This is a genomic window from Pseudomonas sp. GW821-FHT04C07, from assembly GCF_059420325.1.
Map to the genome: position 1 here is coordinate 16,876 of NZ_JBWKTM010000008.1, position 26,832 is coordinate 43,707.

The following is a 26,832-nucleotide window of genomic DNA, read 5'->3' on the forward strand; positions in this document are numbered from 1 at the left end:
ACTGGTCATGCCTCCCTGCTCGTTTGTGGATAACTATGAAAATTCTGATCGTTGGGCCCAGTTGGGTCGGTGACATGGTGATGGCGCAGACACTGTTCCAGTGTCTGAAACAGCGCCATCCGCAGTGCGAGATCGACGTTCTGGCTCCCGAGTGGAGCCGGCCGATCCTTGAGCGCATGCCCCAGGTGCGGCAGGCCTTGAGCTTTCCGCTCGGCCACGGCGTGCTCGAACTGGCGACCCGCCGACGCATCGGCAAATCATTGGTCGGTCAATACGATCAGGCGATTTTGCTGCCCAACTCGCTGAAATCGGCGCTGGTGCCGTTTTTCGCCGGCATCCCGAAACGCACCGGCTGGCGTGGCGAGTTCCGCTATGGCCTGCTCAACGATGTGCGCACGCTCGACAAAGAGCGTTACCCGCTGATGATCGAGCGCTTCATGGCCCTGGCCGTTGATTCCGGTGCCGAGTTGCCTCGACCGTATCCGCGTCCCTCCCTGCAAATCGACCACGCCACTCGCGACGCTGCGCTGACCAGGTTCGGCCTGGAGCTGGACCGTCCGGTGCTGGCGCTGTGCCCGGGCGCAGAGTTTGGTGAGTCCAAGCGCTGGCCGTCCGAGCATTACGCGAAGGTCGCCGAGTTGAAGATACGCGAGGGCTGGCAAGTCTGGCTGTTCGGTTCGAAGAACGATCACGCGGTCGGCGAAGACATTCGCGCGCGGTTGATTCCTGGCCTGCGTGAGGAGACGGTGAATCTCAGTGGCGGCACCTCTCTGGCCGAGGCCATCGACTTGCTGTCATGCGCGGATGCGGTGGTGTCCAACGATTCCGGGTTGATGCACGTAGCGGCTGCGTTGAACCGGCCGCTGGTGGCGGTCTACGGCTCGACGTCACCGGATTTCACCCCGCCGCTGGCGGAGAAGGTCGAGATTGTCCGGCTGGGTATCGAATGCAGCCCATGCTTTGATCGCACCTGCCGTTTTGGCCATTACAATTGTTTGCGTCAGCTCATGCCGCAACCGGTGGTCGATGCCTTGCAGCGGTTGCAGGGCTCTGTGGTCGAGGTTCAGTAAGTTGCGGGTACTGTTGATCAAGACGTCCTCCCTGGGCGATGTGATTCATGCTTTGCCGGCATTGACCGACGCGGCGCGGGCGATTCCGGGGATCACATTCGACTGGGTGGTGGAAGAAGGCTTTGCCGAGATTCCAACCTGGCACCCGGCCGTTGGCAAAGTGATTCCGGTGGCGATCCGTCGCTGGCGCAAGAACATCTGGCAGACCATCAAAAGTGGCGAATGGCGGCGCTTCAAGCAAAGCATTCGCGCGACTGAATATGACCTGGTGATTGACGCTCAAGGCTTGCTGAAAAGCGCCTGGCTGACTCGGTACGTCAAGGCTCCGGTGGCCGGACTTGATCGCCAGTCGGCCCGCGAACCCTTGGCTGCGCGTTTCTATTCGCGGCGTCTGGCGGTGGCTCGAGGGCAGCATGCGGTAGAACGCGTGCGTCAGTTGTTCGCGGTGGCGCTGGGTTATGACCTGCCCAAAGGTCTCGGCGACTATGGCCTGAACATCGAGAAGCTGGTTGAGCTGCCGCGCAAAAACCCATTTGTACTATTTCTGCACGGCACCACGTGGGATACCAAGCACTGGCCCGAAGCCTATTGGCGTGAGCTCGCCGAGCGCATGGGGCAGTTGGGCGTCGAGGTGAAACTGCCGTGGGGCAACCCGGCCGAAAAGGCCCGGGCTGAACGTATTGCCAGTGGTCTGAAGAACGCCGAAGTATTGCCAAAACTGAATCTGGCCGGTGTGGCCAGGGTCTTGGCCGGCGCGCAGGCGTGCGTCGCAGTGGATACCGGCCTCGGGCATCTGGCGGCGGCGCTGGATGTGCCGACACTCTCGTTGTTCGGTCCCACCAATCCGGGCCTGAGCGGCGCCTATGGCAAGAGCCAGATTCATCTGGCGAGCGACTTCCCAAGCTGCGCGCCTTGCCTGCAAAAGAAATGCACCTACCAGCCGACTGCCCAGGACCAGCAGCGGTTTGACCTCAAACGCGAGTGGCCGCTGTGCTTCACTCGTCTGAATCCCGAGCGTGTCGCGAGCCGATTAAGCACGTTGTTACTGGCTGAGGAGCTACGCTGATGCAACTGGCTTTTGTCCTTTATAAATATTTCCCGTTTGGTGGTTTGCAGCGCGATTTCATGCGTATCGCCCTGGAATGCCAGCAGCGCGGGCATCAGATTCGCGTCTACACGCTGATCTGGGAAGGCGATATCCCGCCGGGTTTCGAAGTGCTGGTGGCGCCAGTCAAGGCGATCTTCAACCATCGGCGCAATGAAAAACTCAGCGCCTGGATGGAGGCCGATCTGGCCAAGCGTCCGGTGGACCGCTTGATCGGTTTCAACAAGATGCCTGGGCTGGACGTGTACTACGCCGCCGACGGCTGCTACGAGGACAAGGCGCAGACCCTGCGCAATTCGTTCTATCGCCGTTGGGGTCGTTACCGGCATTTCGCCGAGTATGAGCGCGCGGTATTCGCCGAAGACGCCAAAACCGAAGTCCTGATGATTTCCGAAGTCCAGCAGCCGCTGTTCATCAAGCATTACGACACGCCTTTGCAGCGCTTCCACCTGTTGCCGCCGGGCATCACTCAGGATCGTCGTGCACCGGCCAATGCGGCCGAGATTCGCGCCCAATTCCGCCAGGAATTCAAACTGACCGACGATGACCTGTTGTTGGTGCAGATCGGCTCTGGTTTCAAAACCAAGGGCGTGGATCGCAGTCTCAAGGCGCTGGCGGCATTGCCTTCGGCGTTGAAGAAACGCACCCGGCTGTTTGTAATTGGCCAGGACGACCCCAAAGTATTCCAATTGCAGAGCGCGGCACTGGGCTTGAGTGATCAGGTACAGTTCCTCAAGGGGCGCAGCGATATTCCACGCTTTCTGCTCGGTGCCGATCTGTTGATCCACCCGGCGTACAACGAAAACACCGGTACGGTCTTGCTCGAAGCATTGGTCGCAGGGTTGCCGGTGCTGGTCAGTGCGGTCTGCGGTTACGCTCATTACATCGCCGAGGCCGACAGCGGTCTGGTGCTGGACGAGCCGTTCGAACAGGCGCAACTCACTGAGTACCTGAGCACCATGTTGAGCGACGATGCAGCACGCACGGCCTGGGGCCGTAATGGTCTGGCTTTCGCCGAGACGGCCGACCTCTATAGCATGCCGCAGCACGCTGCGGATGTGATTCTGGCGGAGCAACACTGATGAAGTTGATTCTTGCCGAACCGTTCAAGGCCCTTTGGGCCGGGCGCGACGCGTTCGCTGAGGTCGAGGGGCTCAGCGGTCAGGTTTACCGTGAGCTGGAGGCGCGCCGTACCTTGCGTACGGAAATCGCCGGGCGCGGTTACTTTGTGAAAATCCACCGTGGTATCGGTTGGGGCGAAATCTTCAAGAATCTGCTCACCGCCAAACTGCCGGTACTCGGTGCCGGACAGGAATGGCGAGCGCTGGAACGCCTGCATGAAGTCGGCGTGCCGACCATGACCGCCGTCGCCTATGGAGAGCGCGGCAGCAACCCGGCGGATCAGCATTCGTTCATCGTCACCGAAGAGCTGGCGCCGACCGTCAGCCTCGAAGACTTCAGCATTGATTGGGTCAAGCAACCGCCAGAGCCCAGGCTCAAGCGCGCGCTGATCGCTGAGGTAGCGCGAATGACCGGCATGATGCATCGAGCCGGGGTCAACCACCGCGACTGCTATATCTGCCATTTCCTGCTGCACACCGATAAACCGGTAACTGCCGACGACTTGAAGCTCTCGGTGATTGACCTGCACCGCGCCCAGACCCGCCCGGAGATCACCCTGCGCTGGCGCAACAAGGATCTGGCGGCATTGTATTTCTCGGCGCTGGACATCGGTCTGACCCGCCGCGACAAGCTGCGTTTTCTCAAGGGCTACTTTCAGCAGCCGTTGCGGCAGATTCTGCGGGACGAAGCGCCATTGCTCGCGCGACTGGAAGGCAAGGCTGGCAAGCTTTACGAGCGTAAACAGCGGTACGGAGATGCTCTCTGATGGCGGACTTGAAGCTGGAGCTTGCTTGCAACTCATCTGGATCAGCCTTTGAGCAGTCCTATGATTGATGCCTGGGTTCGGCATCTGACCGCGCGGCGCAGCCACAAGGAGACCCATTGATGCGTTTGTCCGAATTGAAGAATGCCGGCCGCACACCAAGCCTGCCGCTGAGTCTGGAACTGGCGGATGCTGCCGGCCCGGCCCAGTTACAATTGCTCAGCTTGTTGCGAGTGTTGCCGGGGCAGCGTTATGTCGGCGTAGGCGTTTGGCGTGGGCGGCCGGTCCTGGCCAAATTGTTGGTGGGTCGCAAGGCGGCCCGGCATTTCCAGCGTGAGCTGGACGGCGTGCGTTTGCTCGCCGCCCAGGACATGACCACGCCGTTGCTATTGGCCGATGGCCTGAAGGAAGGCGAAGGCGGCTGGTTGCTGTTTGATTTTCTCGAAAGCGCTGAAAGTCTGGGTGATGCCTGGAAGCGCGTCGAAGCGCTCCCGGTGTTGGCTGATGAGCAACAAGCGGTTCTGGCTGAGGCGTTGGCGGTCATTGGTCAACTGCACAGCAAAGGCTTGTGGCAGGAAGACTTGCATCTGGACAACCTGCTGCGGTACCAGGGGCAGCTGTATTTGATCGACGGTGCAGGGATCTGCGTCGAGCACGCGGGCAGGCCGCTGTCTCGGCAAAAAGTCCTGGAAAACCTCGGTGTCTTCTTTGCGCAGCTGCCAAAGGCTTTTGAACCGTTCACCGAAGAGTTGCTGGTGCATTATCTGTTGAGCAATAGCGAACACGCCTTGCCGCTGGAAGCCCTGCAAAAACAGGTGAGTAAAGTACGCAGCTGGCGCCTGAACGACATCCTCAACAAGGTTGGTCGTGACTGCTCGCTGTTCAGCGTGCAGCGTAGTGCGTTCGTCTTGCGGGCGATTCGTCGCGAGGAAGAGTCGGCGATGCTGTCAGTGCTGGATCAGGCCGATGTCTTGCTCGACCAGGGCCACCTGTACAAAACCGGCGGCGCCGCGAGTGTCGGGCGGGTCGAGGTGGCTGGTCGTTCGCTGGTGATCAAGCGCTACAACATCAAGGGCTTCACCCATTGGCTCAAGCGCTTTTGGCGCCCGAGCCGGGCCTGGCATTCATGGCGCGAAGGCAATCGCCTGACGTTCCTGGGGATTGCCACACCCAAGCCGCTGGCGTTACTGGAACGGCGTTTTCTCTGGTTGCGCAGCCGTGCCTACTTGATCACCGAGTACTTGCCCGGGCCGGACATCATCGAGCGCTTTGCGCCGTTTGTTGAAAGCGGTGACGCGCCGCAGGTCGAGTTGCAGGCGCTGGATGACTTGTTCGCCGAGCTGATCCGCGAACGTATCAGTCACGGTGACTTCAAGGGCCATAACCTTTTCTGGCATCACGACCGTTGGGCGTTGATCGATCTGGACTCAATGTGTCAGCACCACTCGGCCAGCAGCTTCGCCCCGGCCTACGCCCGGGATCGCGCTCGGTTCATGCGCAATTGGCCTGAGGGCAGTGCGCTGTATCAAGTGATTGATCAGCGGTTGCCCAAGACCATCGATGGCGCCCGGTAGATCGGGCCTTCGGCCCATCGCGGGCAAGCCTCGCTCCTGCAAGTACACCGCTCAGGCGCAAACTTGTGGCGAGGCTCCCTCGCCACAAGCGTTCTCAAACAACCTCTGGGTCATTCCCGCCGTCTTTACGCTATAATCCCGCCCTTTAGCTGTTTCTCGCCGCTTTGCGAGGACACATTTTTCTCAGGCGCCCGCCGCCTGCATGCAGACTAAAGAGGCTAGACCCCTGTGGCATTGACGATTCTTGGCCTGTCCGGCGCCCTTAGCCATGATCCTTCCGCAGCCCTGTACATCGATGGCAAGCTGGTTGCAGCGGCTGAAGAAGAGCGCTTCGTACGCGATAAACATGCAAAGAACCGCATGCCCTACGAATCGGCGAAGTTCTGCCTGGAACAGGCCGGTATCAAGCCTTCCGACGTTGATGTGGTGGCCATTCCGTTCGCCCCGATCAGCCTGTTCGGCAAGGCTCGCTGGCACTATGCCAAGCGCTACTGGTATGCCCCGGACCGTGCCCTCGACGCGATCCTGATGGGCAACCGCCGTTACAAGCGTTATCGCAACAAGATCGTCTGGTGCCTTGAGCAACTGGGTTTCGACCCGAAGAAAATCAAGATCGAACCGGTCGAGCACCACCTGGCTCACGCCTCCAGCGCTTACCACTGCTCCGGTTTCAAAGAGAAAACCGCGATCCTGGGGATCGACGGCAAGGGTGAGTACGCCACGACCTTCTTCGGTTACGGCGAAAACGGCAAGATCCACAAGATCAAAGAGTTCTTCGATCCGGACTCCCTCGGCGGCCTGTATGGCGCAATCACTGAATTCCTCGGCTTCGAGATGCTCGACGGCGAATTCAAGGTCATGGGCATGGCGCCATATGGCGATGCCGGCAAGTACGATTTCTCGCGTCTGGCCAGTTTTGAAAACGGCGAACTGGTGATCAACACCGAGTACGCCAACGTCATCGGCCTGCGGCGCTATAAAGAGAAGGGCAAGGGCTTCTACTTCTCACCGAAGCTGATCGAGTGGCTGGGCCCGAAACGCGAAGGCGACATCGCTGACGAACCTTACATCCACTACGCCGCGAGCATGCAAGCGCTGTTCGAGAAACTGGCGTTGCAGATGATCGACCATTACCTGGGCGACGTCCTCAAGGAAACCGGCAAGCTGGCCTTCGCCGGTGGCTGTGCGCTGAACGTCAAGCTGAACCAGAAGATCATTGCTCGCGACGACATCAAGGAGCTGTTCGTGCAGCCAGCGTCCGGCGATGCCGGTACTGCGGTCGGCGCGGCAGCCTACGTTTCCCATGCCCGTGGTGTACCGGTAGAGAAGATGGAACACGTCTATCTTGGCCCGTCCTACAGCAACGAAGACGTGATCGCCGCCTGTGCCCGTCACCCGAGCAAGCCGGCCTGGCGTCAGATCGACAACACCCCGGAGCGCATCGCCAAAATCATGGTCGACGGTAACCCGGTGGCCTGGTTCCAGGGGCGCATGGAGTTCGGTCCGCGTGCATTGGGCGGTCGTTCGATCATCGGTTGCCCGAGTGCCACTGGCGTGGCTGACCGGATCAACCATCAGATCAAATTCCGCGAGCGCTGGAGGCCTTTCTGCCCGTCGATGCTCGACACCGTCGCCCCGCAGATGATCAAGATCGATCACCCGGCGCCGTTCATGACCTTTACCTTTGAAGTGTCTGAGGAATGGAAAACCCGCGTGCCGGAAGTGGTTCACGAAGACGGCACGTCCCGGGCGCAGGTGCTCAAGCGCGAGTACAACCCGCGCTACTACGACATGATGAAAGCACTGGAAGTGCTGACCGGTAACGGTGTGTCGCTGAACACTTCGCTGAACCGCCGTGGTGAGCCGATGATCTGCTCTCCGACCGACGCTCTGAACATGTTCTTCGGTTCCGATCTGCAGTATCTGATCATGGAAGACATCCTTGTGGTCAAAGACGGCGTGGACGCTTATGACTCGCTCGGCTGAGCGTCATGTTCTGCAGTTCTGTCACGGCTATGACGGGCCGTTCCTGGACTGTGCCCGGCAATACGCCAGTCTGTTCGCGGGGACCGGCTATCGGGTGACCACGGTGTTCCTGACCGGGGTTGCCGATGCCGAGGTCGCCGCGGGCTGCGCCTCTGACGAGGTGCTGTTCATGGAATACAGCTCCAAGGCCATTCGTGGCCTGAAGCTGGGCGCGATTGGCGATATGCGCAAGATTGCCGCGTCGCGTAACTTCAGTTTCTGCATCGCTCATCGTTTCAAACCGATCTATATCGCCTTGCTGGGTACCGCGTTGCCGGTGATCGGCGTGCACCACGCGTTTGGTGATTACCAGCGGCGTACCCGCAAGCTGTTTGCGCATGTTTTCCGCAAGCGCCTGAGCCTGCTTGGGGTGTCCGACGCGGTACGTGATGACATGCGTCGTTGCCTGCCGAACTGGCCGACCGAGCGGATTCAGACGCTCTACAACCGCATCGATATCGAGGCCTTGCAGGCCAGCCAGTTGCCGGCCATTGAGGCTCGTAATGCGCTGGGCCTGTCGCCGGATGCCTGGATTGTCGGCAACGTCGGACGGCTGCACCCGGACAAGGATCAGGCCACGCTGTTGCGGGGGTTTGCTGCCGCGTTGCCAAGTTTGCCGGTGAACAGCCAACTGGCGATCCTCGGTGCCGGTCGCCTGGAACAGGACCTCAAAGCGCTGGCCCGCGAGCTGGGCATCGGTGATCGCGTGTTGTTCCTTGGCCAGGTGCCAGAGGCCCGGCACTATTTCCGCGCATTTGATGTGTTTGCCCTGAGCTCTGACCATGAACCGTTCGGTATGGTGCTGTTGGAAGCCATGGCTGCCGGCGTGCCCTTGCTGGCGACCGCTTGCGGTGGCGCCAAGGAGGTGGTCGAAGGCGTGGGCATTCTTTTTCCATTGGGCGATGCCGAGCACATGGCTCAAGGACTGCAGCGTCTGGCCAATATGAACGACGAGCAGCGTCAGGTCTGCGCCGAGCTGATGCTCGATCGCTTGCGTGAGAGCTTCTCGGATCGGGCGGTGGGTGACGCGTTCTGGCGTTTGCCCCACGTTATCGACCTGACCGCGAGGGTTTGATGCTCAACCGATTTAAAGGCTGGCGCGAACGCGGCTGGGTCGTTGTCGATGCGTCGACTTACACCGATGCCTGGCAACGCTTCGGCGGCAGCGTCGCGACGCATCCGTTGGTGGTTGAGCGCCTGGCGCGGTTGGCCGATATCCCGGTGCGCTATCTGGCCTGGGAGCAAAACGGTGAGCTCAAAGCCGCGATTCCGACCTGGGGTCGTGATCTGGCCCTGTCCAAGGACGTGCTCAAGCGCAGCGGCAAGAAAGGGTTGTTCGACCTTGGCAATGCTGAGCTGATCCTCCCGGCTGCCGCCGATGCGCAGGTTCCTCTGCGTCATCGCGGGCGCTATCTCTCGGCCCTGAATGAAGGCCGTTTTGTCTCTCTCAAAGTGCAGGCCGAGCAGTTGGCCATGGCCCGCACTCCTGAAGATCTGTCGAAAAAATTCCGCTACAACCAGCGTCGCGAACTGCGTTTGCTGGAAGAGGCAGGCGGGGTGGTGCGACCGGTCAGCGAGTTTTCAAGTCGCGAGCTGGCGGCTATCTATTGCGACCTGTTCCAGCGTCGCTGGGGCTTCCCGGCCACTGGCGCCGAGCGTATGGCAGAGGTGGTCGAGCTGCTGCGCGAACTGCTGATCGGTTCGGTGATTTTCCTCAACGATGCGCCGATTGCGATTCAACTGGTCTACCGCGTCGAAGCTCCCGAGTGGATCAGTGTCGAGTACATCAACGGTGGCGTCGACCCCGAGACCCGCGAGTTCAGTCCGGGGAGTGTGCTGAGTTTCCTCAACACCCAAAGTGCCTGGGAGCACGCCCGGGCGATCGGCAAGCCGCTGCGTTTCTCCTTCGGTCGCGCTGACCGGGAATACAAGGACCGCTGGTGCAACCCTGTGCCGGTGTTCGAAGTATGAGTCAAGGTATGAGTCGCAAGCAGCAATTGCTCAAGCGCCATCGGCGCAACAAGCGTATCGGCTTGCTGATCGGTCTGGTGCTGTTGATCGCGATTGGCCTGCTGGTGGCCTGGTGGCTGCCGTTGTTGCTCGGCGTGCCGGCCTGGGTGGCCCACGAGGCGTGGTTCGCCGACCATCTGTTCTACTCGGTCAAAGATGATTACGACTACGGCTTCCCGGCTGACAGCAAAAAGCTCAAGGTCCGCCTCGACGGTGGGCGTGTACTTCTGGACGAATCATCGAGCCTGACTGGCGACGAAACCCTGGTGTTGGCGATCCAGGTCAAGAGTCGCTGGCTGGGGCGTTTCCTGGACCCGGCCGTTGAACTGACGGGTACCCAGAGCCCGGACCGACAGACCTTCGAACGCGGCGTGAATGGCGTGCGCTACCTGAATCTCAGTGGCTTGGCCGGACCTCTGACGAGCGGCGAGTTGCGCCTTCGCGGACGCTTTTGCCGACTGCTCGGTGAGCCGACGCTGTGGTCATTCCGGTATCCCGACTACCGTCGTCAACGGGTGATGGTCATTGCGCCTCACGCCGATGATGCCGAACTGGCTGCCTTCGGTTTGTACAGCCAGGCCGATGAAGCCTGGATCGTCACTTTGACGGCCGGTGAGATCGAAGCTGAACACTATCAACAGATGGGGCTGAACCCTGTCGATGCGGCGCGAATCAAGGGCCGTTTGCGTGCCTGGGACAGCATTGCCGTGCCGCGCTGGGCGGGGGTGCCCGAGACACATTGCGTGCAGTTGGGGTATTTCTGCTTGCAACTGGCCGCCATGCAGGCTGCGCCGGATCAGCCAATGGCCTCCCGGGAAGCGGACTTGAGCGATACCCGGCTGTTCCGCCAATTGAACCCGTTCTCCCTGCCCGGCGACAGCGACGGCGCACCGACCTGGAATAATCTGCTGGCCGATTTACGCGAGTTGCTGCTCAAGGCTCGCCCGCAAGTCATTGTGCTGCCGCACCCCTCGCTGGACCCGCACCCGGACCACCGCTGTGCTCAGGCTGCGGTGCTGGAAGCGTTGCAGGGGCTGGACTGGCAGCCTACAACCTTGCTTGGGTATGCCAACCACCTGCATGACAATGATCGCTGGCCGATGGGCGAATCAGGTGCCGGCATCGCCTTGCCGCCGGTGTTCGACTCGACGCAAGTACTGCAGCCGTGCTCATTGCCTTTGTCTGTCGCGCAGCAGCGCGATAAAGCAATGGCGTTGGGGATGATGCATGACCTGCAACCGCGACTGCCGTTCAAGCGTCGTTTGCGCCGCTCGATACAGTGGCTTCTGGCTGGCAGAGCGCCGTCGCCTTTTGGAGAGAACGAGTTTTTTCGCAAGTCTGTCAGACGTCATGAGCTGTTATGGTTTTTGAAGCATAAATAAAGCCGCACGGGTATAGCATCGCCTCGTATTCTCTTCTCTGTAGTGAGCTCTCTGTGATTAATCCGTGCCCCCGCATTCTTTTCATTATTCCTTATTTCGGTCGCTGGCCGTTCTGGATGCCGTTCTTTCTCGAAAGCTGCCGGCGCAATGCGGATATCGACTGGCTGTTGTTCAGTGACTGCGGTAGTGCGCAGAACCTGCCAGACAACGTAAAAATCGAGAGCATCGGTTTCAGCGAATACTGCCAATTGGTATCGCGACGCTTGAATATCGATTTTTCGCCTGATGCGGCTTACAAACTCTGTGACATCAAACCAGCACTCGGCCATATCCATGTCGATCGCCTGGCGGGTTACGATTTCTGGGCTTTCGGCGATATTGATCTGGTGTATGGTGACCTGCGTCGCTACTTCACGGCTGAGCGATTGGCCGGTTATGACCTGTTTTCGACCCATGAGCGGCGGGTCGCCGGGCACCTGTGCCTGATGCGCAATACCGCTCGCCAACGTGAGTGCTTCATGCGGATCGAGAACTGGCAAAAACGGTTTACCGATCAGCAGCACCATGCTCTGGATGAAGGAGCGTTCAGCCGGATCTTCCTTTGGCGCAAGAACTTTCCCAAGCCGTTTTTCAAGCTGGTCGGCAAGTTCAATCCGTGGCGGCGACGGAGTGAGTTTACCGAAGCGTTCAGCACGCCTGGCGGGGTTATCAAGTGGCATGATGGCAGCGATCGTTTCCCCAAACTCTGGTATTGGCGTGACGGTCAGCTGACCAATGATCGTGATGGCGATCGCTCGTTTCCGTATTTCCACTTCGTTTGCTGGAAACGCAATGAGTGGTCAGGGTTGGCTGACCCCGATTCTGAGCACGTAAAAGGATTGGCTGCCGAGTCGGCCTGGGTCATTGATGCAATAGGTTTTGATCGGGGATGAGCTATGAGTCAGCGTTCCAAGGTCCTGCAGCTGCAGCCGGACTACAACGTTAAAGCACACGATTTTGCCGACCTTGCGGAGCAGATCGTCAAAGCCCTGCCGGTAGAGCGTTATGAAGTGACCGCGGCGTTTTTGCGCGGCCGGCCGGGGCAGGGTGAGGCAGTGAGCCGTGCCGATCGCTCGGTCTATTTCGAATTTACCGACAAGTCCCTGAAGGGAATGCGCCTGCGAGCCATGTGGCGGTTGTATCAGTTTTGCCGAAAAGAAAAGTTTGATGTGGTCATTTGCAACCGCTTCAAGCCGGTGAACATGCTGCTGCAACTCAATCGCTGGCTGAAAATACCGTTGTGTATCGGTATTTCTCATGGCTTCGGCGAGTACGACCGTTTTTACCGGCGGCGTCAGACCCAAAGCCTCGTCGACGGCCACTGGCGTTTTGTCGGCGTGTCGCCGGCCGTCAAACAGTACTTGCTGGATTGTGATTGCGGCTTCACTGACCGCAATACCTTTGCAATTACCAATGCCATTGATATCGAGCAGGCTGAAAGCTTGCAGCACTCGCGTGAGCGTTCTCGTGAATTGTTGGGGATTGATCCGTCGGTACGCTTGATCGGCGCGCTTGGGCGTTTGGTGCCGGTTAAAGGGCATACCTATTTATTGCAGGCTTTTGCCGCGCTTAAAGACAAATATCCCCAGACGCAACTGGCGATCATCGGCGCCGGTCGTGAAGAAGCGCGTTTGAGCTGTGAGATTGAGCGATTGGGTCTGGGCGGTCGTGCGCATCTTTTGGGGTTCAAGGAAAACGCTCTGCAGTATGTTCGCGCGTTCGATATCTGGACCATGCCCTCGTTGGCCGAGGGATTGGGCCTGGCGTTACTCGAAGGCATGAGCGGCCATTTGCCGGTGATTGCCTCGAATGTACCGGCCATGCTTCCGCTTGTTCAGGGCGCTGGCGGTCTTGCCGTCGAGCCTGCGGATGTCCCGTCTCTTGTCAGGGCGCTGGATACGTATCTGGGGCTTTCGGACGAGGACCTCAAAACCAAAGGTGAGCAGGCCTACCGTTATCTGCGAGAACAGCACGATATCGACGTGTTCCGTCAGGAGTACCTGGATCTTATTCAGTCCGGGCTGCGCCAGGCGGGCAAGGAGCAAGCATGACGAGTCACTCTCCGCTGGTTACGGTGATTATCGCCTCCTACAACCATGGCCCCTACATTGAGGAAAGTATCCTCAGCGTACTGGCGCAGACCTATAGTCCCATTGAATTGCTGGTTGTCGACGATGGCTCCACGGACGACAGCGTCGAGCGGATAACCCGGTTGCAGGCCGAACACGGTTTCGATTTCCGGGTCCAGAAAAACCAGGGATTGACCAACACCCTCAACGACGCCATCGCGCGTTCCAAGGGCGAGTTCATTGCCCCTTTTGGTTCCGATGACATCATGATGCCCGATCGCATTGCGATTCAGGTGGCGCACATGGCGGACAAGCCCGAAGTGGGCATCTGTGCCGGCAATATCGAATTGATCGATTCGAACGGTAAGTTGTTTCCGGAACATCGTCAGCGACGGGATGTGCCGTTTCGTCGTCTGGATTTCGACGACATGTTCCTGGAGCGCAAGCCCTATCCACCGGCCCCCACCCTGTTGATTCGTCGCAAGGCGCTGGAAAAGGTGGGTGGGTTCGATCCGAGCATCCGCCTGGAGGACCTGCTGATCGAGTTGAAGATCACCCGGGCCGGGTATTACATCGATGGGTTAGGTGTGGTGATGGCGCGCTACCGCAAACACGAGACCAATACCTATAAGAACAACCGCTTCATGATCGACAACATTCTGCGCACGTTCGCCTTGTTCAGCGATCATCCCGAGTATGAAGCCGTGAAGTACAAGGCGCTCAACTCGATGTTTCTTAAAACCGCCAACCGCGACACTGTTCTGGCGCGAGAGTTATTGGCCACTATCCCGTTCAGGTGGTGGACCCGTAAAACCTTTCGAGGCCTGATGCGCTGGGCGGGTTACACCGTGAAGAGCGCGCTGGGTATTCGTTCAAGTGCCAAATAGCGGCGGAGGAACCAGGGTGGGGTGGATTCAGGATTTTTTCGCTAAACGGGCCAGGCGCGCCATTCGCAAGCTGCCCAGGATCGAGCGGGGAGGGGCGCGCTTTCGCCAGCGTTACCCGGGTTTCGCGTTCGGCACGGGGAGCTACGGCTTGCCGCTGGTACACGACTGGCAGGAAGGCTCGACGTTGAGCATTGGCGCCTACTGCTCGATAGCCGAAGGTGTGCAGATATTCCTGGGGGGGCATCACCGCGCCGAGTGGGTCACCACTTACCCGTTCCCTGCAATGCTGCCTGAGGCCGAGTACATCAAGGGCTATGCCTTCAGCCGTGGCGATGTGGTGATTGGCAGTGATGTCTGGCTCTGTTCCAACTGCACCATCCTTTCCGGTGTGACCATTGGGCATGGTGCCATTGTGGCCGCGGGCGCAGTGGTTTCCAGGGATGTTGAACCGTACTCGGTGGTTGGCGGTAACCCTGCGCAAGTTCTCAAGTGGCGCTTTTCCGAAGACGTACGCGCCCAGTTGCTGGAGACCGCCTGGTGGGATTGGCCGCAGGCCGAGATAACCGAGATGGTTGGCAAGCTCTGCTCTGAGAATATTCAGAGCTTTCTTGCCTATGCCTCTCAACGGTGAGTCAGGGGAGTGTGGGCATTGCTCAATTTCGACACATTTTGTAAACATCGCAGTCCGCCATTTTTTGCCGGCGCCCTCGGTCATGCCTTGTCCGAGACCCTGAGCATCGACGGCAAGCTGGCTACAGCCATGGTTATCGGGGCTCGCTTGTCGACGTACTACGGCTGCTGTGTATTGAGGTTGGCATGATCCTGGATGTTTCCGGCGACAGTTGGGCCGACAAGGCTCATGCCCTGGACCGCTATCGCTGGCGGCGGTTGCGCGAGCGTCATTCCTGGCTGGGCAGCCTCTTGCGCTTTGGCCGGGACGCTTGCGCAGACTGGTTGTTCGGTTGGAGGGCGCAGGCGCGCCTGGCGGCCGAGGTCGTGGCAGAGCCCTGCGATTTCCTGTTGCTGCAGTCGGCATCCAAAGTCATTGCCTTGCAGCGCAAGAAACTGCTGATTGCGGCCCTGCGTGCTAGTGGTCATTCACTGGTGGAAACCGCGCTGCAGGTGCCAGAGACCATTCTTGCCCAGCGTCTGCTCAAGCATCCGCAGCAGTCGGTGCCACTGCGCTATTTTGGCTATGCCGCGCATGCCGAGTGGCTGGTGACTCGCCACCAGCCGAAGATTCTGCTCAACGACCGTAACGGCAGCCTGTATGCGCCTTTCCTGCGCCTGGCGCTGAACCGGCGCGATCGCCTGCTGGTGCACCTGGCGCACGCGACCACGGTCGAGTCTTCAAGACGTCTGGGCATGAACGACTACGATTACTACTTCATGTTCGGTCGCAGTTCGCTGGAGGCCCTGCAGTCCCGCCCGCTGCGCTTTGGCAGTTCGAATGCGGTACTGTCCGGTTCGCACATGATTGACGTTGCCTACGACCTGCCGCCGCCCGACCCCGAGCGACAGGTGCTGCTGGTCCTGGGCGTCGGTCCGGACAAAGAGAAGGAGCGCGGTTACCAGCGAACCTACGCCCTGTTGCGCGACTGGGCGGCGCAGCACCCGGAGTACCGGATGCTGATCAAGGCGCATCCGCGTAGCCATGTGCCGTTTTGGCACGGCGCTGCCGCTGCATTGCCCAACGTGCAGGTCCTGGACCGTGGAGTCGGCCTGGCCGCAGCGCTGGAGCAGGCTTCGGTCGTGGTGAACATCATGTCTAACGCGGTTATCGAGGCGGCGCTGGCGCGGCGCCCGGTTATTTATGTCAATGCCGGTGAACATCACGACATTTTTTCTCAGGAGCGCTTCCTGGGCGAGCGTGTCACCACGGCAGCAGAGCTGGCCGAGCGGGTAGCCTGGATCCAGGACAACTATCCGCAATGCCTGGAACGGGCCCGGCATTTCGCCGAGTTTCACCTGGCGCACGGGGTAGACGGATTGGACACCACCATCGGGTTGTTGGTCGGTCTGCTGCAGGCAGAACCTGTGCCCTCTCAGGTGCTTGACGGCACCGTTCAGTAGAGGCCGCGAGTCAGGCCATGCACATTAATAATCACGGTTGCGGTGGTGAACGGAAAATGATTTGGCCTTTTGCACATGCCTGCGTCATCAATCTCGACAGCAGGGAAGATCGCTGGGCTCGCATACAGGCACACTTGCACAGTCTGGGGCTGCAGGCCGAGCGCTTCAGTGCGGTATCGATGCATCGGCTGGACGATGACCCGCCTTCGCCGCAACTGCGCGAATTTCTGCTGCGCGTCGATGGCGACAGCGACAGGTTCGAACACAAGTTGCGCGCTACCTGGGCCTGCATGCGCAGCCATCTTGCCGTGATTGCCATGGCCAAGGCTCGCGGCTGGCCGCAGGTGCTGGTCCTGGAGGACGATTGCGAGTTTGAGTCCTATGCGCCTGCGGTCCTGCGTCGGGTGCCAGCACAGTTGTCGTCGCGGGATTGGACCATGCTGTACCTGGGGGGCACGCTGAAGAAGGGCGGGCAGGCGCGCAATGTTTCAGCCAACCTGGTGGCGGTCAACCGGGTGCGCCTGGCTCATGCCTACGTGGTCAGGGCAGAGCTCTATGATCGGATCCTGCAGGAGGCCCCGCTCAGCGGGCTGCCGCTCGACTGGTATTACTCGGAAAGTCTCCTGCCCATGACCCGCGCGTTCCTTGTGCGGCCCCTGCTGGCCCGGCAGAGCCTGATGGTCATGAGTGATATCGAGCAGGTGGTACGCAAGCCCAAGCTCAAGACCCGACAACTCCTGGGCCGGCTGGCTGCGCGCCTTCGCTACGGCCTGTTCGGATAGTGTGCCGGCAGTAGCGAGGAGGCGCCACAGGTTCAATCAGCTCGCCAAACCAAGGGCGTGCACTTGCTTGTGCATGCATTTGACTGCGTTGTCCGGTGCCAGGATGGCGTAGCCCTGAAGCAGATCGGTAAAGTGCGCGTCGAACAGCCAGCAGCGGTCTTGCGTGTAACGCTGCATATGGCGCAGGTTGCGTCGACGAAGCTCCAGGTTCAAGGACGAGGGCAGGAGGCGCAAGTCCGCCAGATCGATCAGGCCGAACCCGCCGTCCTCCAGCAAAAGAACGTTGCCAAGGTGCAATGAGCGGAAATAGACCCCGTGTTCGTGCAGTTCTGCCAGAAAACTCCCGAAACGTTGCACCAGTGCCTGGCGAACGCTCACGCTGGGCATGCCTTGCAGCACCTGGCGCAGGGTTCTGCCTGACAGGGGCAGATAGCGTACGGCGCTGCTGCCATTGGGCATGTGGTACAGCTCGAGGATCGGTGGGGTGTTCAGGCCTGCACGGGCCAGGCGTTGGCTGTTTTCGGCGAAGCGCTCGGAATAGGGGTAGTAGCTGCCATAGGTATACCAGCTGCGGGCACGGAACAGCTTCAGAAAACTGCCATCCTCGAGCTTGAGGACTTTGGGACCAAGGCCGTCTTCTTCGACCACCTGAGCGTTGGCTGTCATGCGTTGAGCGTCGTCGGCAGTGAGGCTGCGAACCGCAAGCCTCGACAGACGATTGGTGCGCTGCGCAATGCTCAGCGCGGCCATCAGTGCCAGCGGAATCCACAGCAGGAACCAATGCTCCCTGGGGGTGTAGAGGATATCGCCACCCTCTGTCAGGCTGGCCCCTATACCGAATACCATCAGGGCCGACGCCAGGATAAACAGCGGTTGCGAGCGCTGGCGCCAGCAGTCGAACAGCCCTCGAAGCTGCATGGCCAGCCAGGGCAGGAGCCCGATGATGCCGACATAGAAGAGTACGCCCAAGGCAAAGTTATGGGGTTCGCTGAAGGCATACCCAACCCCTGGATCGATGCTCAGGGTCGCGTCATAGCCATGGCCAATCCAGGGCGCATCAGCGATCAGATGCAGCGCCTGTCTCCAGATTTCGAAGCGGTAGGAGTCACCGCGGGCCAGGATCATCTCCGGGAAAGCGGCCAGCACGCTTGCGGCAGTGACGCCCATGATGGCCAGCAGCAACAGCGAACGACGGTTCCAGCAAATGAATGCCAGCCAGAGGCCTGCCATGGCGATGGCAACCAGAGGCGTTCTGGAACTGGTTGCCAGGGCGGCCGCGAACATGATCAGAAAGGCTGGGGCAATGCCAAGCAGCAGCTTCGGGTTGCGCACGGTCATGCCCAGAAAAAACCAGTAAGTGCAGAAAAAACCGAACAGGTGGGAGCTGAGCAAGGGGTTGTCAAAGGCGCCCCCGCCGATCATCCGATCGCCCGGTGCATAGTGCGACAGGAAAATATAAAGATCGAACACACTGGCGGCCAACGCAATCAGGGCCGCGGCCAGCAGGACGGGCTTGAGGCTTTCAGCGCGGTAGCGCAGCAGGAGGCTGGCGCCAGCAAAGAGCATGAAAATATACAGCGGTGGTTTTGCCAGGCTTATCAGGCTGGCTTGCGTAGGGCTCCAGTTCAGCGACAGCAGCGCCCAGCCGGAAAAAAGCAGGAATGCCTGAACCAGCGGCTCTCTCAGGATGATCTTCAGTTCGCTGGGGCGTATGCACAGGGCGATCAGGGCAGGGGCGCTCACCAGGCCGTAAAACAGCTTTTGATGGGCGCCGCGCGCAGGCAGAAAAAACAGCCCGCAAAGCAAAAGAAAAAAGCCGAGAGGCAGCACCCACAGGCAGATGAAATCGAAAACCCGGGCCGCGTTGGTGTTGATCCTGCTGGATGGCATGATGAACTGTATTCCGATTAAGGGCCGATAATACTAGCGCATCTATCTACCCTGGTCCGCCGGAATATTGCCACCGAGCGCCCGGTTCGAACGATCCCGGCTGAGACCGGAAGAAGCTGTGATAAAGTCAGCATCCTTTTTTTGAAAACTTCGCGTGATATGACCGACTCCAGTCTCTCCGCAAGCCCTTCGAGCTTGAAAATCTATTTCCGACTCCTCGGTTATGTGCGGCCTTACATCGGCCTGTTCATGCTAAGTATTGTCGGCTTCCTGGTTTTCGCCTCGACTCAGCCGATGCTTGGCTACGTGCTCAAGTATTTCGTCGATGGCCTGTCCAATCCAGAGGCCGCGTTGTTCCCCTCGATCCCCTATCTGCGCGATCTGCAATTGATGCATGCAGTCCCCTTGCTGATCATTCTGATCGCCGCGTGGCAGGGCGCCGGTTCATTCCTGGGCAACTTCTTCCTGGCCAGGGTCTCGCTGGGCCTGGTTCATGATTTGCGCGTGCAGCTGTTCAACAACCTGCTGGTGCTGCCGAATCGTTACTTCGATAAGCACAACTCCGGGCATCTGATTTCACGCATCACGTTCAACGTGACCATGGTCACGGGAGCGGCGACAGATGCGATCAAGGTCGTGTTCCGGGAGGGCATGACGGTTGTATTCCTGTTTATCTCCCTGCTGATCATGAACTGGCGTCTGACACTGGTGATGGTTGCCATCCTGCCGCTGATTGCGTTCATGGTGAGTCGCGCCAGCTCCAAGTTCCGCAAGCAGAGCAAGAAGATCCAGGTGGCGATGGGCGACGTGACCCATGTGGCCTCCGAGACCATCCAGGGTTATCGCGTGGTCCGCAGCTTCGGCGGTGAAATCTACGAGCGCGACCGTTTCGAACGCGCGAGTCAGAGCAACACCGACAAGCAACTGCGCATGACCCGTACCAGCGCCATCTACACGCCGATGCTGCAGCTGGTGATCTACACCGCCATGGCAGTGCTGATGTTCCTGGTGTTGGCGCTGCGCGGTGATGCGTCGGCGGGCGACATGGTGGCGTACATCACCCTTGCCGGCTTGCTGCCTAAACCGATTCGGCAGCTTTCGGAAGTCAGTTCGACGATCCAGAAGGGCGTTGCCGGTGCCGAGAGCATTTTCGAGCAATTGGATGTGGAGCCCGAAATCGACAAAGGCAGTGTCGAGCGTGACTCTGTCACGGGGCGACTCGAGGTGCGTCACCTCAGCTTCACCTACCCGGGTACCGACCGTCAGGTGCTCGATGACATCAGTTTTTCTGTCGACCCGGGGCAAATGGTCGCCCTGGTTGGCCGTTCAGGGAGTGGCAAGTCGACTCTGGCCAATCTGATTCCGCGTTTCTATCACCACGATAAAGGCGAGATTCTTCTCGATGGGACTGAGGTCGAGCAGTACAAGCTGCTGAACCTGCGTCGGCATATCGCTCAAGTGACGCAGCATGTCACCTTGTTCAGTGACACTGTGGCCAACAACATTGCCTACGGAGACCTCGCTGGTGCTCCCCGCGAAGATATCGAGAAGGCAGCGAAGGATGCCTATGCCATGGACTTCATCGCGCAGTTGCCTCAAGGCCTGGACACCCAGGTGGGAGAGAACGGTGTGCTGTTGTCCGGCGGCCAGCGTCAGCGTCTTGCGATTGCCCGGGCGCTGTTGAAAAACGCCCCGCTGTTGATTCTCGACGAGGCGACGTCAGCCCTTGATACCGAATCCGAGCGGCATATTCAGGCAGCTCTGGATCAGGTGATGAAAGGCCGTACGACGCTGGTGATAGCCCACCGTTTGTCGACCATTGAAAAAGCCGACCTGATCCTGGTCATGGATCAGGGCCGGATTGTCGAGCGCGGTACCCATTCCGAGCTCCTGGCGAAGAATGGCTATTACGCTCGATTGAATGCACTGGGCCTCGATGCGCCCGCACCGCAAGGTATCGCCTGATACCCACTTCAGGGTGAGCCATGCTCACCCTGAAACCGCCTCGGCGTGCAACGCGCTCAGGGCGTTTGTATCCATATCCTTACATTCTTGACTATGTCTAAATAAATTTCCGCATTTCACCTGCTACGGTTCTAGCATGAATCATTGGCTTCGGGGTGGCTATCCGCCTCGTGTGGGTACCGGAATGTTGCAGCGCTTCTTATGGAAGTTATTACCCAAACAGCAACGAGCGTTTCTGCTGGGGCGTTTGTCGGTTGTGGATCGGCAAGTCGTGAACAAGTCGATGTCGGCCAATGTGCGCTTCCCTCAGGCTTTCCAGCAGCGCTCCTGTGTGTTCATTCACGTCCCCAAGTGTGCAGGGAGCAGCGTTTGCTCCGCGCTATTCGACGGCTGGATGCCAGGGCATTTGCCGCTGTATTGGTACGAACAGCAATTTCCCGAGCAGTTTTCCCGCAGTTTCAAATTCGCCTTTGTTCGTGACCCTTTGGAGCGGGCCTATTCGGCTTACGCTTTCCTGCGTTGCAACGACCTGGGGCGGCGCGACCGACTGGCCCAGACGCTGGTCAGTCATTACCGTGACTTCGATGATTTTATTGGTCGCTGGCTGCATCCAGATAATATCAAGAAGCAGCTGCATTTCGCCGCCCAGACCGACTTCCTGGTCGACTCCATGGGGCATATGGCGATGGATTTCGTGGGTTATCAGGAACACCTGGATCGTGACTTTCAACTGTTGTGCGAGCATTTTGGGAGTGTCTCGCCATTACCCCATCTGAATCGCTCCCAGCATCGCCAATCGACGCCCGCTCGTGATTTTTGCTCGGCACACACTCGCCGTCTGGTGCGTCGGGTCTACCAGCGTGACTATGAGATGCTCGGCTATGAATAAATCGTCGTTTATCTACGAGCAACCTCCGCAGATCCGCCCCTATGCAATGTCACTGTCGCCAACCGCCCGGGCGGCACTCAAGAATCAGCCGCCGCGTTGTGTCTGGCTGACGGGGCTGTCCGGTGCTGGCAAGTCGACCCTGGCCAATGCCCTTGAGCTGCAGCTCAATGAGCGTGGTCTGCACACCTTTGTGCTCGACGGCGATAACGTGCGCAATGGACTATGCAATGACCTGGGCATGAGCCCCGAGGCGCGCAAGGAAAATATCCGGCGCATTGCCGAAGTGGCGCGGTTGATGGTCGACGCCGGGTTGATTGTGATTGTCTCGGCGATTTCACCGTTTCGTGCCGATCGTGCCGCGGCCCGCGCCTTGTTCGGCCCGGATGAATTTCTTGAGGTGTATGTGAGCACACCGTTCGATATCTGCGCCCGGCGTGACCCCAAAGGACTGTATCAAGCAGCGCTGCAAGGGCGGCTCAAGGACTTCACCGGCCTCGACAGCCCTTATGAAGCACCGCAGCAGGCTGACTGCGAGATCAATACCGACGAGGTGGAACTGTCGGATGCAATCCAGGGTGTGATGGATGCTCTGCTCAAAAAGTGAGCAGGTTTTTCGTGTGATTCCAGCCTATTGAAGCCGTCGAACTAGGTAGCGTTCACCCTGTGTTAATATCGCGCCCCTGTTCATTCTGTATGTGGGTTGCTCCATGAAGTTGTCCATGCCGCGATTCGATCAAGCCCCTGTCTTGGTGGTCGGCGATGTCATGCTCGACCGTTACTGGCATGGTGGTACCTCACGGATTTCCCCTGAGGCGCCGGTGCCGGTGGTCAAGGTCGAGCAAATCGAGGACCGCCCGGGCGGTGCCGCCAACGTTGCCTTGAACATTGCCGCTCTCGGCGCACCCGCTTCTCTGGTCGGTGTGACCGGTGATGACGAGGCCGCCGATAGCCTGGCCAACAGTCTGCGTGGTGCAGGTGTGCGGGCGCTGTTCCAGCGCATCCCCCACCAGCCAACCATCGTCAAGCTGCGGGTCATGAGTCGTCACCAGCAACTGCTGCGGATCGACTTCGAAGAACCCTTCGCCACTGATGCGCTGGCATTGGCTGCCGAGGTCGACGAGCTGCTTGAAGGTATCAAGGTGCTGGTGCTGTCCGACTACGGCAAAGGCGCGTTGAAAAATCATCAGGTGCTGATCCAGGCTGCGCGCGCGCGTGGTATTCCGGTGTTGGCTGATCCGAAAGGCAAAGACTTTTCGATCTATCGCGGTGCCAGCCTGATCACGCCCAATCTCAGTGAGTTCGAAACCATCGTTGGTGGTTGCACCGATGAGCATGAGTTGGTGACCAAGGGCGCTAAATTGATGCACGATCTCCAGCTGGGTGCCTTGCTGGTGACTCGTGGCGAACACGGCATGACGCTGTTGCGCCCCGATCAACCGGCGTTGCATTTGCCGGCTCGTGCTCGTGAAGTGTTCGACGTGACGGGTGCCGGCGACACCGTGATTTCCACCTTGGCAGCAGCTATCGCTGCCGGTGAAGAGTTGCCGCATGCCGTGGCTCTGGCCAATCTGGCGGCGGGTATCGTAGTCGGCAAGTTGGGTACGGCGGCGATCAGTGCGCCTGAACTGCGTCGCGCCATCCAGCGCGAGGAAGGCTCCGAGCGTGGTGTGTTGAGCCTCGACCAGTTGTTGCTGGCAATCGATGATGCGCGCGCGCATAAAGAGAAGATTGTCTTCACCAACGGTTGCTTTGACATCCTGCATGCCGGGCATGTGACCTATCTGGAGCAAGCTCGGGCGCAAGGCGATCGCTTGATCGTTGCGGTCAATGACGATGCTTCGGTCAGCCGCCTGAAAGGGCCGGGTCGACCGATCAACAGTGTCGACCGGCGCATGGCGGTATTGGCCGGTCTGGGCGCGGTGGACTGGGTCATCAGCTTCCCTGAGGGTACACCTGAAAATCTGCTGGCTCAGGTCAAGCCGGATGTGCTGGTCAAGGGTGGCGATTACGGTATCGACCAGGTTGTGGGCGCGGACATCGTCAGCGCTTATGGCGGCACGGTGAAGGTGCTGGGGCTGGTTGAAAACAGCTCGACCACGGCGATCGTCGAGAAGATTCGTAATAACTGAAGCTGCGCGGTCGTTGTGGCGAGGGGGGCAAACCCCCTCGCCACAGGTTAGCGTGCAACGCTCCTGGGTACGATCTTCTTCAGCAGCTGCCGCGCCTTGCCGGTCAGGCGTTTGAAACCTGAATCATTCGCCGGGTGGTTCAAGCCTTGCTGCTTGAGCCAGTCCTTCCAGCGAATCCGCTCATCGCGCACCAGCCAGCCGTCCTGCCGGGCAAAGCTTTCTGCCAGATACAGGCCACGAGTGCTGGCCGCGTATAGATGACCCTTTTTCAAGGTATAGAGCTCGGCCAAGGGCTCGCCATCCTCAAGCGGCATCAGATAAAGGTCAGGCCGTTTGCGGTCCAGGCGAGCGACCAGTTGATCACCCTCCAGACGCTCATCGACGTGGAACAGGCTCAGTGATTTGGCTTCTTTCGGAACATCCAGACGCAAGTCGTAAATCAACTGCAGCGAAGCCGTGGGCAGATGTACGTAGGCTCTTGGGCGTTCGATCAGTTGCATATTGGCGCAACGCACCGGCCGCGCCGCGCCGGAGAATGGCGTCAGGCGAAAGGGCAGGGCTTCGCGGTAATGCAGCGCGGTCGAATAAGGCGCCGGCAGCCAGGTGTCGTTGAAGCGCCCGCTGAGCCAGCCTTCAGGCGTTTCCAGCAGGCACTCTTCAGCGATCTCCTGAATCGCGGTGTGCAGCGGCAGGTTCAATTCGTGGGCCGGTACATAACCGGAGATCAGCTTGAGCACGACATCGCCACGGTCCTGACGTCGTTGGCGAACCAAAACCCAGTAATCACGATTCTGCCAATGCAGGGTCAGACGAACCGATACCCCGAGGTTGGCCAGTTCGAGAGAAAAACGCTGGGCGTCAGCGACCATGACCGGGCGACGACGCTGCAGGGTTTGCGAAAAATTCAGCGGCATCCCGATGCTCTGATAGCTCAGGCCTTCGGGAGTCGCTTCGACGATCAACGGCAGGGTTTTGAAGTTGCTGGGGTTCTTTCTAATGAGCGTGCGCGGCATCTCAGCTCCTTCCTGCGTCGGGGGCGGCCGCGGCGGCGGCGTCAGTTTCTGCGCAAAACCTGCGCGACAGTCGCCGCATTGTGGGCGAGGTGCAGCGGATTAATGGTCCCGACAATAGCACTGGCAACACCGGGATGCTCAAACAGCAATTGGAAGCTGGCGCGGACCGGGTCAACACCCGGGCTCAAGCAGACATGACCGCTGGCCAAAGCCTTTTTCACCAGAATGCCTTTGCCGTGTGCGGCAGCATAGTCGATGACCGGCCGCTCAGCCTGTTCGTTGAGATTGTAGGTGACCATGGCGCAATCGCCTTGCTCCAGAGCCTTCAAACCACCTTCGACGGTCTTGCCGGAAAAGCCGAAGCCATGAATTTTGCCTTCACGTTTGAGCTCGGCCAGGGTCTGGTAGACCTCGCTGTCGTTGAGAATGGCCAGGTCGTTGCCGTCCGAGTGCACCAGCACCAGATCGATGAAATCGGTTTCCAGGCGTTGCAGGCTACGCTCGACCGAGAAACGCGTGTGTTCGGCGCTGAAATCGTGGTGCGACAGGCCGTCGGAAAACTCCTCGCCGACCTTGCTGACAATCACCCACTCTTGCCGCTGGCCGCGCAGCAACGGGCCGAGTCGCTCTTCACTGCGGCCATAGGCCGGGGCGGTGTCGATCAGGTTGATACCCAGGTCGCGAGCCAGTTTGAGCAGCATTCGTGCTTCGTCATCGTCGGGAATCTGGAACCCGTTGGGATACTTCACCCCTTGGTCGCGACCCAATTTGACGGTGCCCAGCCCCAGCGGCGAGACCAGCAGGCCGGTGCTGCCAAGTGGGCGATGCAGGTCGTGCAAGGTGGCCTGGCTCATGGCAACAGCTGCTCCCAGACGGCCTGTGCCATCGGCGGCTTCGGCAGTTCGGGCAAGGCCGCCGCATGGCTTGGCTGAATGCCGTCGCGGTCCAGCGCGGCCAGGACGCGATCGGCGAAGTCCGGCGCCAAAGCCAGTTTGGTTGGCCAGCCCACCAACAGACGATCCTGTTCGGCGAGGAAGGCGTTGTCTGGACGGGTCAGGCCCGATTGCGCCGGCTCCGCCCGATCAACCCGCAAGGTCGCCCATTGCGCCTGGCTCAGGTCGACCCACGGCAGCAGATTGCCGAGCTCTTTCTGCGCCGCAGTGATTTGCGCAGCCGGTTCACGGGCGACGCCTTCGGCTTCGGCGATATCACCACCCAGATACCAGACCCACTGGCCATCGGCCGCCGGGTGCGTGGTGACAGTGATTCGCGGCTTCGGCCCGCCACCCAGGCAGTGGGCGTACAGAGGTTTGAGGGTCGGGCCTTTGACGATGATCATGTGTAATGGCCGACGTTGCATCGCCGGCTGGCTCAGACCCAAAGCCGCGAGCAAGTCGGCATTGCCGGCGCCAGCACTGAGGACAATGCGTTGCGCGCGGATTTCCCGCCGATCGACCCGCAGTCCGACCAGTTCGCCGTTTTCCACAAGAGGCTCGATTGTCTGACCGGCCAGCAGGCCATCACCGGCCAATTGGGCCAGGCGCTCGATAACACTCGGCACGTCGACCACCAACTCCGCCAGCCGATAGACCTTGCCCTTGAAGCGGCGGTCTTGCAGCGCTGGCGGCAGTTGATCGCCCTTGACCTGATCGACCCTGCCGCGCACGGCTTTACTGGCGAAAAAACTGGTGAGATTGCCGGCAATCGTGCCGGGGGACCACAGATAGTGGGCTTCGGAGAGCAGGCGTACACCGGACAGGTCCAGCTCGCCGGTACCCGCCAAGGCTTCGCGCCAGCGGCGTGGCATGTCGGCGATGGCTTCAGATGCGCCGGTCAGCGCGCCGTGCAACGCGTACTTGGCGCCGCCGTGAATGATCCCTTGAGACTTCACGCTTTGCCCGCCCCCGAGGCTGGCGCTTTCCACCAGCACAGTCGAAAAGCCCTGGCGACGCAGGCGCGCGTTCAGCCAGAGGCCGGCAATCCCGGCGCCGACAATCAGAACGTCGGTGGAAATAACGGATGGCATGCGGCGACCTCAGTGTTCA

General features: G+C 59.7%; 23 protein-coding genes. 19 read left to right on the forward strand and 4 right to left on the reverse strand.

The window, feature by feature from the left end:
- Positions 1–35: 35 nt before the first annotated feature.
- The 15 genes from waaF (at position 36) to AC07UI_RS15945 (ending at position 16,901) form a co-directional block, all read left to right on the forward strand.
- Positions 36–1,070 (forward strand): lipopolysaccharide heptosyltransferase II, encoded by a 1,035-nt coding sequence (gene waaF / locus AC07UI_RS15875; protein ID WP_494993385.1) that lies wholly within the window; start codon positions 36–38, stop codon positions 1,068–1,070.
- A 1-nt stretch (position 1,071) separates the two neighbouring features.
- Positions 1,072–2,136, forward strand: a complete 1,065-nt coding sequence (gene waaC / locus AC07UI_RS15880; protein WP_494993386.1) for a lipopolysaccharide heptosyltransferase I — start codon at positions 1,072–1,074, stop codon at positions 2,134–2,136.
- Complete coding sequence (locus AC07UI_RS15885; protein WP_494993387.1) at positions 2,136–3,257, forward strand: glycosyltransferase family 4 protein; 1,122 nt, start codon at positions 2,136–2,138, stop codon at positions 3,255–3,257. Before waaC ends, AC07UI_RS15885 begins: the two co-directional genes overlap by 1 nt.
- Positions 3,257–4,063: a lipopolysaccharide core heptose(I) kinase RfaP gene (rfaP, locus tag AC07UI_RS15890; RefSeq protein ID WP_494993388.1), complete on the forward strand. Its 807-nt coding sequence runs from the start codon at positions 3,257–3,259 to the stop codon at positions 4,061–4,063. Before AC07UI_RS15885 ends, rfaP begins: the two co-directional genes overlap by 1 nt.
- Positions 4,064–4,182: 119 nt before the next feature.
- Positions 4,183–5,634, forward strand: a complete 1,452-nt coding sequence (locus AC07UI_RS15895) for a lipopolysaccharide kinase InaA family protein (protein ID WP_494993389.1) — start codon at positions 4,183–4,185, stop codon at positions 5,632–5,634.
- A gap of 228 nt (positions 5,635–5,862) precedes the next feature.
- Complete coding sequence (locus tag AC07UI_RS15900) at positions 5,863–7,620, forward strand: carbamoyltransferase family protein (RefSeq protein WP_494993390.1); 1,758 nt, start codon at positions 5,863–5,865, stop codon at positions 7,618–7,620.
- Positions 7,604–8,734, forward strand: coding sequence for a glycosyltransferase (locus AC07UI_RS15905; RefSeq protein WP_494993391.1), 1,131 nt, complete (start codon positions 7,604–7,606; stop codon positions 8,732–8,734). Before AC07UI_RS15900 ends, AC07UI_RS15905 begins: the two co-directional genes overlap by 17 nt.
- Complete coding sequence (locus tag AC07UI_RS15910) at positions 8,734–9,630, forward strand: antimicrobial resistance protein Mig-14 (protein ID WP_494993392.1); 897 nt, start codon at positions 8,734–8,736, stop codon at positions 9,628–9,630. The genes AC07UI_RS15905 and AC07UI_RS15910 overlap by 1 nt, the downstream gene beginning before the upstream one ends.
- 8 nt (positions 9,631–9,638) lie before the next feature.
- Complete coding sequence (locus AC07UI_RS15915; protein ID WP_494993393.1) at positions 9,639–11,051, forward strand: PIG-L deacetylase family protein; 1,413 nt, start codon at positions 9,639–9,641, stop codon at positions 11,049–11,051.
- A 53-nt stretch (positions 11,052–11,104) separates the two neighbouring features.
- The gene (locus AC07UI_RS15920; protein ID WP_494993394.1) at positions 11,105–11,983 is read left to right on the forward strand and encodes a DUF6625 family protein; all 879 of its coding nucleotides are present in this window, start codon (positions 11,105–11,107) and stop codon (positions 11,981–11,983) included.
- A gap of 3 nt (positions 11,984–11,986) precedes the next feature.
- Positions 11,987–13,141: a glycosyltransferase family 4 protein gene (locus tag AC07UI_RS15925; RefSeq protein WP_494993395.1), complete on the forward strand. Its 1,155-nt coding sequence runs from the start codon at positions 11,987–11,989 to the stop codon at positions 13,139–13,141.
- Complete coding sequence (locus tag AC07UI_RS15930) at positions 13,138–14,046, forward strand: glycosyltransferase (protein ID WP_494993396.1); 909 nt, start codon at positions 13,138–13,140, stop codon at positions 14,044–14,046. The genes AC07UI_RS15925 and AC07UI_RS15930 overlap by 4 nt, the downstream gene beginning before the upstream one ends.
- A 16-nt stretch (positions 14,047–14,062) precedes the next feature.
- Positions 14,063–14,677, forward strand: coding sequence for a CatB-related O-acetyltransferase (locus AC07UI_RS15935; protein ID WP_494993397.1), 615 nt, complete (start codon positions 14,063–14,065; stop codon positions 14,675–14,677).
- 185 nt (positions 14,678–14,862) lie between these two features.
- The gene (locus AC07UI_RS15940) at positions 14,863–16,119 is read left to right on the forward strand and encodes a capsule biosynthesis protein (RefSeq protein ID WP_494993398.1); all 1,257 of its coding nucleotides are present in this window, start codon (positions 14,863–14,865) and stop codon (positions 16,117–16,119) included.
- Between the two features lie 56 nt (positions 16,120–16,175).
- Positions 16,176–16,901, forward strand: coding sequence for a glycosyltransferase family 25 protein (locus tag AC07UI_RS15945; protein ID WP_494993399.1), 726 nt, complete (start codon positions 16,176–16,178; stop codon positions 16,899–16,901).
- Positions 16,902–16,937: 36 nt separating this feature from the next.
- Here the strand turns inward: AC07UI_RS15945 and AC07UI_RS15950 are convergent, their stop codons facing one another.
- Positions 16,938–18,791, reverse strand: coding sequence for an O-antigen ligase family protein (locus AC07UI_RS15950; RefSeq protein WP_494993400.1), 1,854 nt, complete (start codon positions 18,789–18,791; stop codon positions 16,938–16,940).
- 159 nt (positions 18,792–18,950) lie between these two features.
- Between AC07UI_RS15950 and msbA the strand changes: the two genes are divergently transcribed.
- From msbA to hldE, 4 genes are all read left to right on the forward strand, one after another.
- Positions 18,951–20,756, forward strand: coding sequence for a lipid A export permease/ATP-binding protein MsbA (gene msbA / locus AC07UI_RS15955; RefSeq protein ID WP_494993622.1), 1,806 nt, complete (start codon positions 18,951–18,953; stop codon positions 20,754–20,756).
- A 184-nt stretch (positions 20,757–20,940) separates the two neighbouring features.
- On the forward strand, positions 20,941–21,645 hold the full coding sequence (locus AC07UI_RS15960) for a sulfotransferase family 2 domain-containing protein (protein WP_494993623.1): 705 nt from the start codon (positions 20,941–20,943) through the stop codon (positions 21,643–21,645).
- Complete coding sequence (gene cysC, locus AC07UI_RS15965; protein WP_494993401.1) at positions 21,638–22,249, forward strand: adenylyl-sulfate kinase; 612 nt, start codon at positions 21,638–21,640, stop codon at positions 22,247–22,249. The genes AC07UI_RS15960 and cysC overlap by 8 nt, the downstream gene beginning before the upstream one ends.
- Positions 22,250–22,352: 103 nt before the next feature.
- Positions 22,353–23,774, forward strand: a complete 1,422-nt coding sequence (gene hldE / locus AC07UI_RS15970; protein WP_494993402.1) for a bifunctional D-glycero-beta-D-manno-heptose-7-phosphate kinase/D-glycero-beta-D-manno-heptose 1-phosphate adenylyltransferase HldE — start codon at positions 22,353–22,355, stop codon at positions 23,772–23,774.
- 47 nt (positions 23,775–23,821) lie between these two features.
- Here the strand turns inward: hldE and AC07UI_RS15975 are convergent, their stop codons facing one another.
- Genes AC07UI_RS15975 through AC07UI_RS15985 form a run of 3 tightly spaced genes read right to left on the reverse strand, consistent with a single transcriptional unit; the run spans position 23,822 to position 26,813 of the window.
- Positions 23,822–24,787: a metal ABC transporter ATPase gene (locus tag AC07UI_RS15975; protein ID WP_494993403.1), complete on the reverse strand. Its 966-nt coding sequence runs from the start codon at positions 24,785–24,787 to the stop codon at positions 23,822–23,824.
- A gap of 41 nt (positions 24,788–24,828) precedes the next feature.
- Complete coding sequence (locus tag AC07UI_RS15980) at positions 24,829–25,641, reverse strand: aldo/keto reductase (protein ID WP_494993404.1); 813 nt, start codon at positions 25,639–25,641, stop codon at positions 24,829–24,831.
- A complete protein-coding gene (locus AC07UI_RS15985) occupies positions 25,638–26,813 on the reverse strand; it encodes an NAD(P)/FAD-dependent oxidoreductase (RefSeq protein WP_494993405.1) in 1,176 nt (391 codons plus the stop codon). Before AC07UI_RS15985 ends, AC07UI_RS15980 begins: the two co-directional genes overlap by 4 nt.
- Between the last annotated feature and the right edge of the window lie 19 nt (positions 26,814–26,832).

What these genes read in the sequence shown, in the direction of transcription:
- AC07UI_RS15985 (WP_494993405.1), bottom strand. Translation starts at nt 26,813, where the DNA reads ATGCCATCCGTTATTTCCACCGACGTTCTGATTGTCGGCGCCGGGATT.
- AC07UI_RS15895 (WP_494993389.1), top strand. Translation starts at nt 4,183, where the DNA reads ATGCGTTTGTCCGAATTGAAGAATGCCGGCCGCACACCAAGCCTGCCG.
- waaF (WP_494993385.1), top strand. Translation starts at nt 36, where the DNA reads ATGAAAATTCTGATCGTTGGGCCCAGTTGGGTCGGTGACATGGTGATG.
- AC07UI_RS15905 (WP_494993391.1), top strand. Translation starts at nt 7,604, where the DNA reads ATGACTCGCTCGGCTGAGCGTCATGTTCTGCAGTTCTGTCACGGCTAT.
- AC07UI_RS15940 (WP_494993398.1), top strand. Translation starts at nt 14,863, where the DNA reads ATGATCCTGGATGTTTCCGGCGACAGTTGGGCCGACAAGGCTCATGCC.
- AC07UI_RS15960 (WP_494993623.1), top strand. Translation starts at nt 20,941, where the DNA reads ATGTTGCAGCGCTTCTTATGGAAGTTATTACCCAAACAGCAACGAGCG.
- AC07UI_RS15950 (WP_494993400.1), bottom strand. Translation starts at nt 18,791, where the DNA reads ATGCCATCCAGCAGGATCAACACCAACGCGGCCCGGGTTTTCGATTTC.
- AC07UI_RS15885 (WP_494993387.1), top strand. Translation starts at nt 2,136, where the DNA reads ATGCAACTGGCTTTTGTCCTTTATAAATATTTCCCGTTTGGTGGTTTG.
- AC07UI_RS15980 (WP_494993404.1), bottom strand. Translation starts at nt 25,641, where the DNA reads ATGAGCCAGGCCACCTTGCACGACCTGCATCGCCCACTTGGCAGCACC.
- AC07UI_RS15925 (WP_494993395.1), top strand. Translation starts at nt 11,987, where the DNA reads ATGAGTCAGCGTTCCAAGGTCCTGCAGCTGCAGCCGGACTACAACGTT.
- AC07UI_RS15945 (WP_494993399.1), top strand. Translation starts at nt 16,176, where the DNA reads ATGATTTGGCCTTTTGCACATGCCTGCGTCATCAATCTCGACAGCAGG.
- cysC (WP_494993401.1), top strand. Translation starts at nt 21,638, where the DNA reads ATGAATAAATCGTCGTTTATCTACGAGCAACCTCCGCAGATCCGCCCC.
- rfaP (WP_494993388.1), top strand. Translation starts at nt 3,257, where the DNA reads ATGAAGTTGATTCTTGCCGAACCGTTCAAGGCCCTTTGGGCCGGGCGC.
- AC07UI_RS15910 (WP_494993392.1), top strand. Translation starts at nt 8,734, where the DNA reads ATGCTCAACCGATTTAAAGGCTGGCGCGAACGCGGCTGGGTCGTTGTC.
- msbA (WP_494993622.1), top strand. Translation starts at nt 18,951, where the DNA reads ATGACCGACTCCAGTCTCTCCGCAAGCCCTTCGAGCTTGAAAATCTAT.
- hldE (WP_494993402.1), top strand. Translation starts at nt 22,353, where the DNA reads ATGAAGTTGTCCATGCCGCGATTCGATCAAGCCCCTGTCTTGGTGGTC.
- AC07UI_RS15975 (WP_494993403.1), bottom strand. Translation starts at nt 24,787, where the DNA reads ATGCCGCGCACGCTCATTAGAAAGAACCCCAGCAACTTCAAAACCCTG.
- AC07UI_RS15930 (WP_494993396.1), top strand. Translation starts at nt 13,138, where the DNA reads ATGACGAGTCACTCTCCGCTGGTTACGGTGATTATCGCCTCCTACAAC.
- AC07UI_RS15915 (WP_494993393.1), top strand. Translation starts at nt 9,639, where the DNA reads ATGAGTCGCAAGCAGCAATTGCTCAAGCGCCATCGGCGCAACAAGCGT.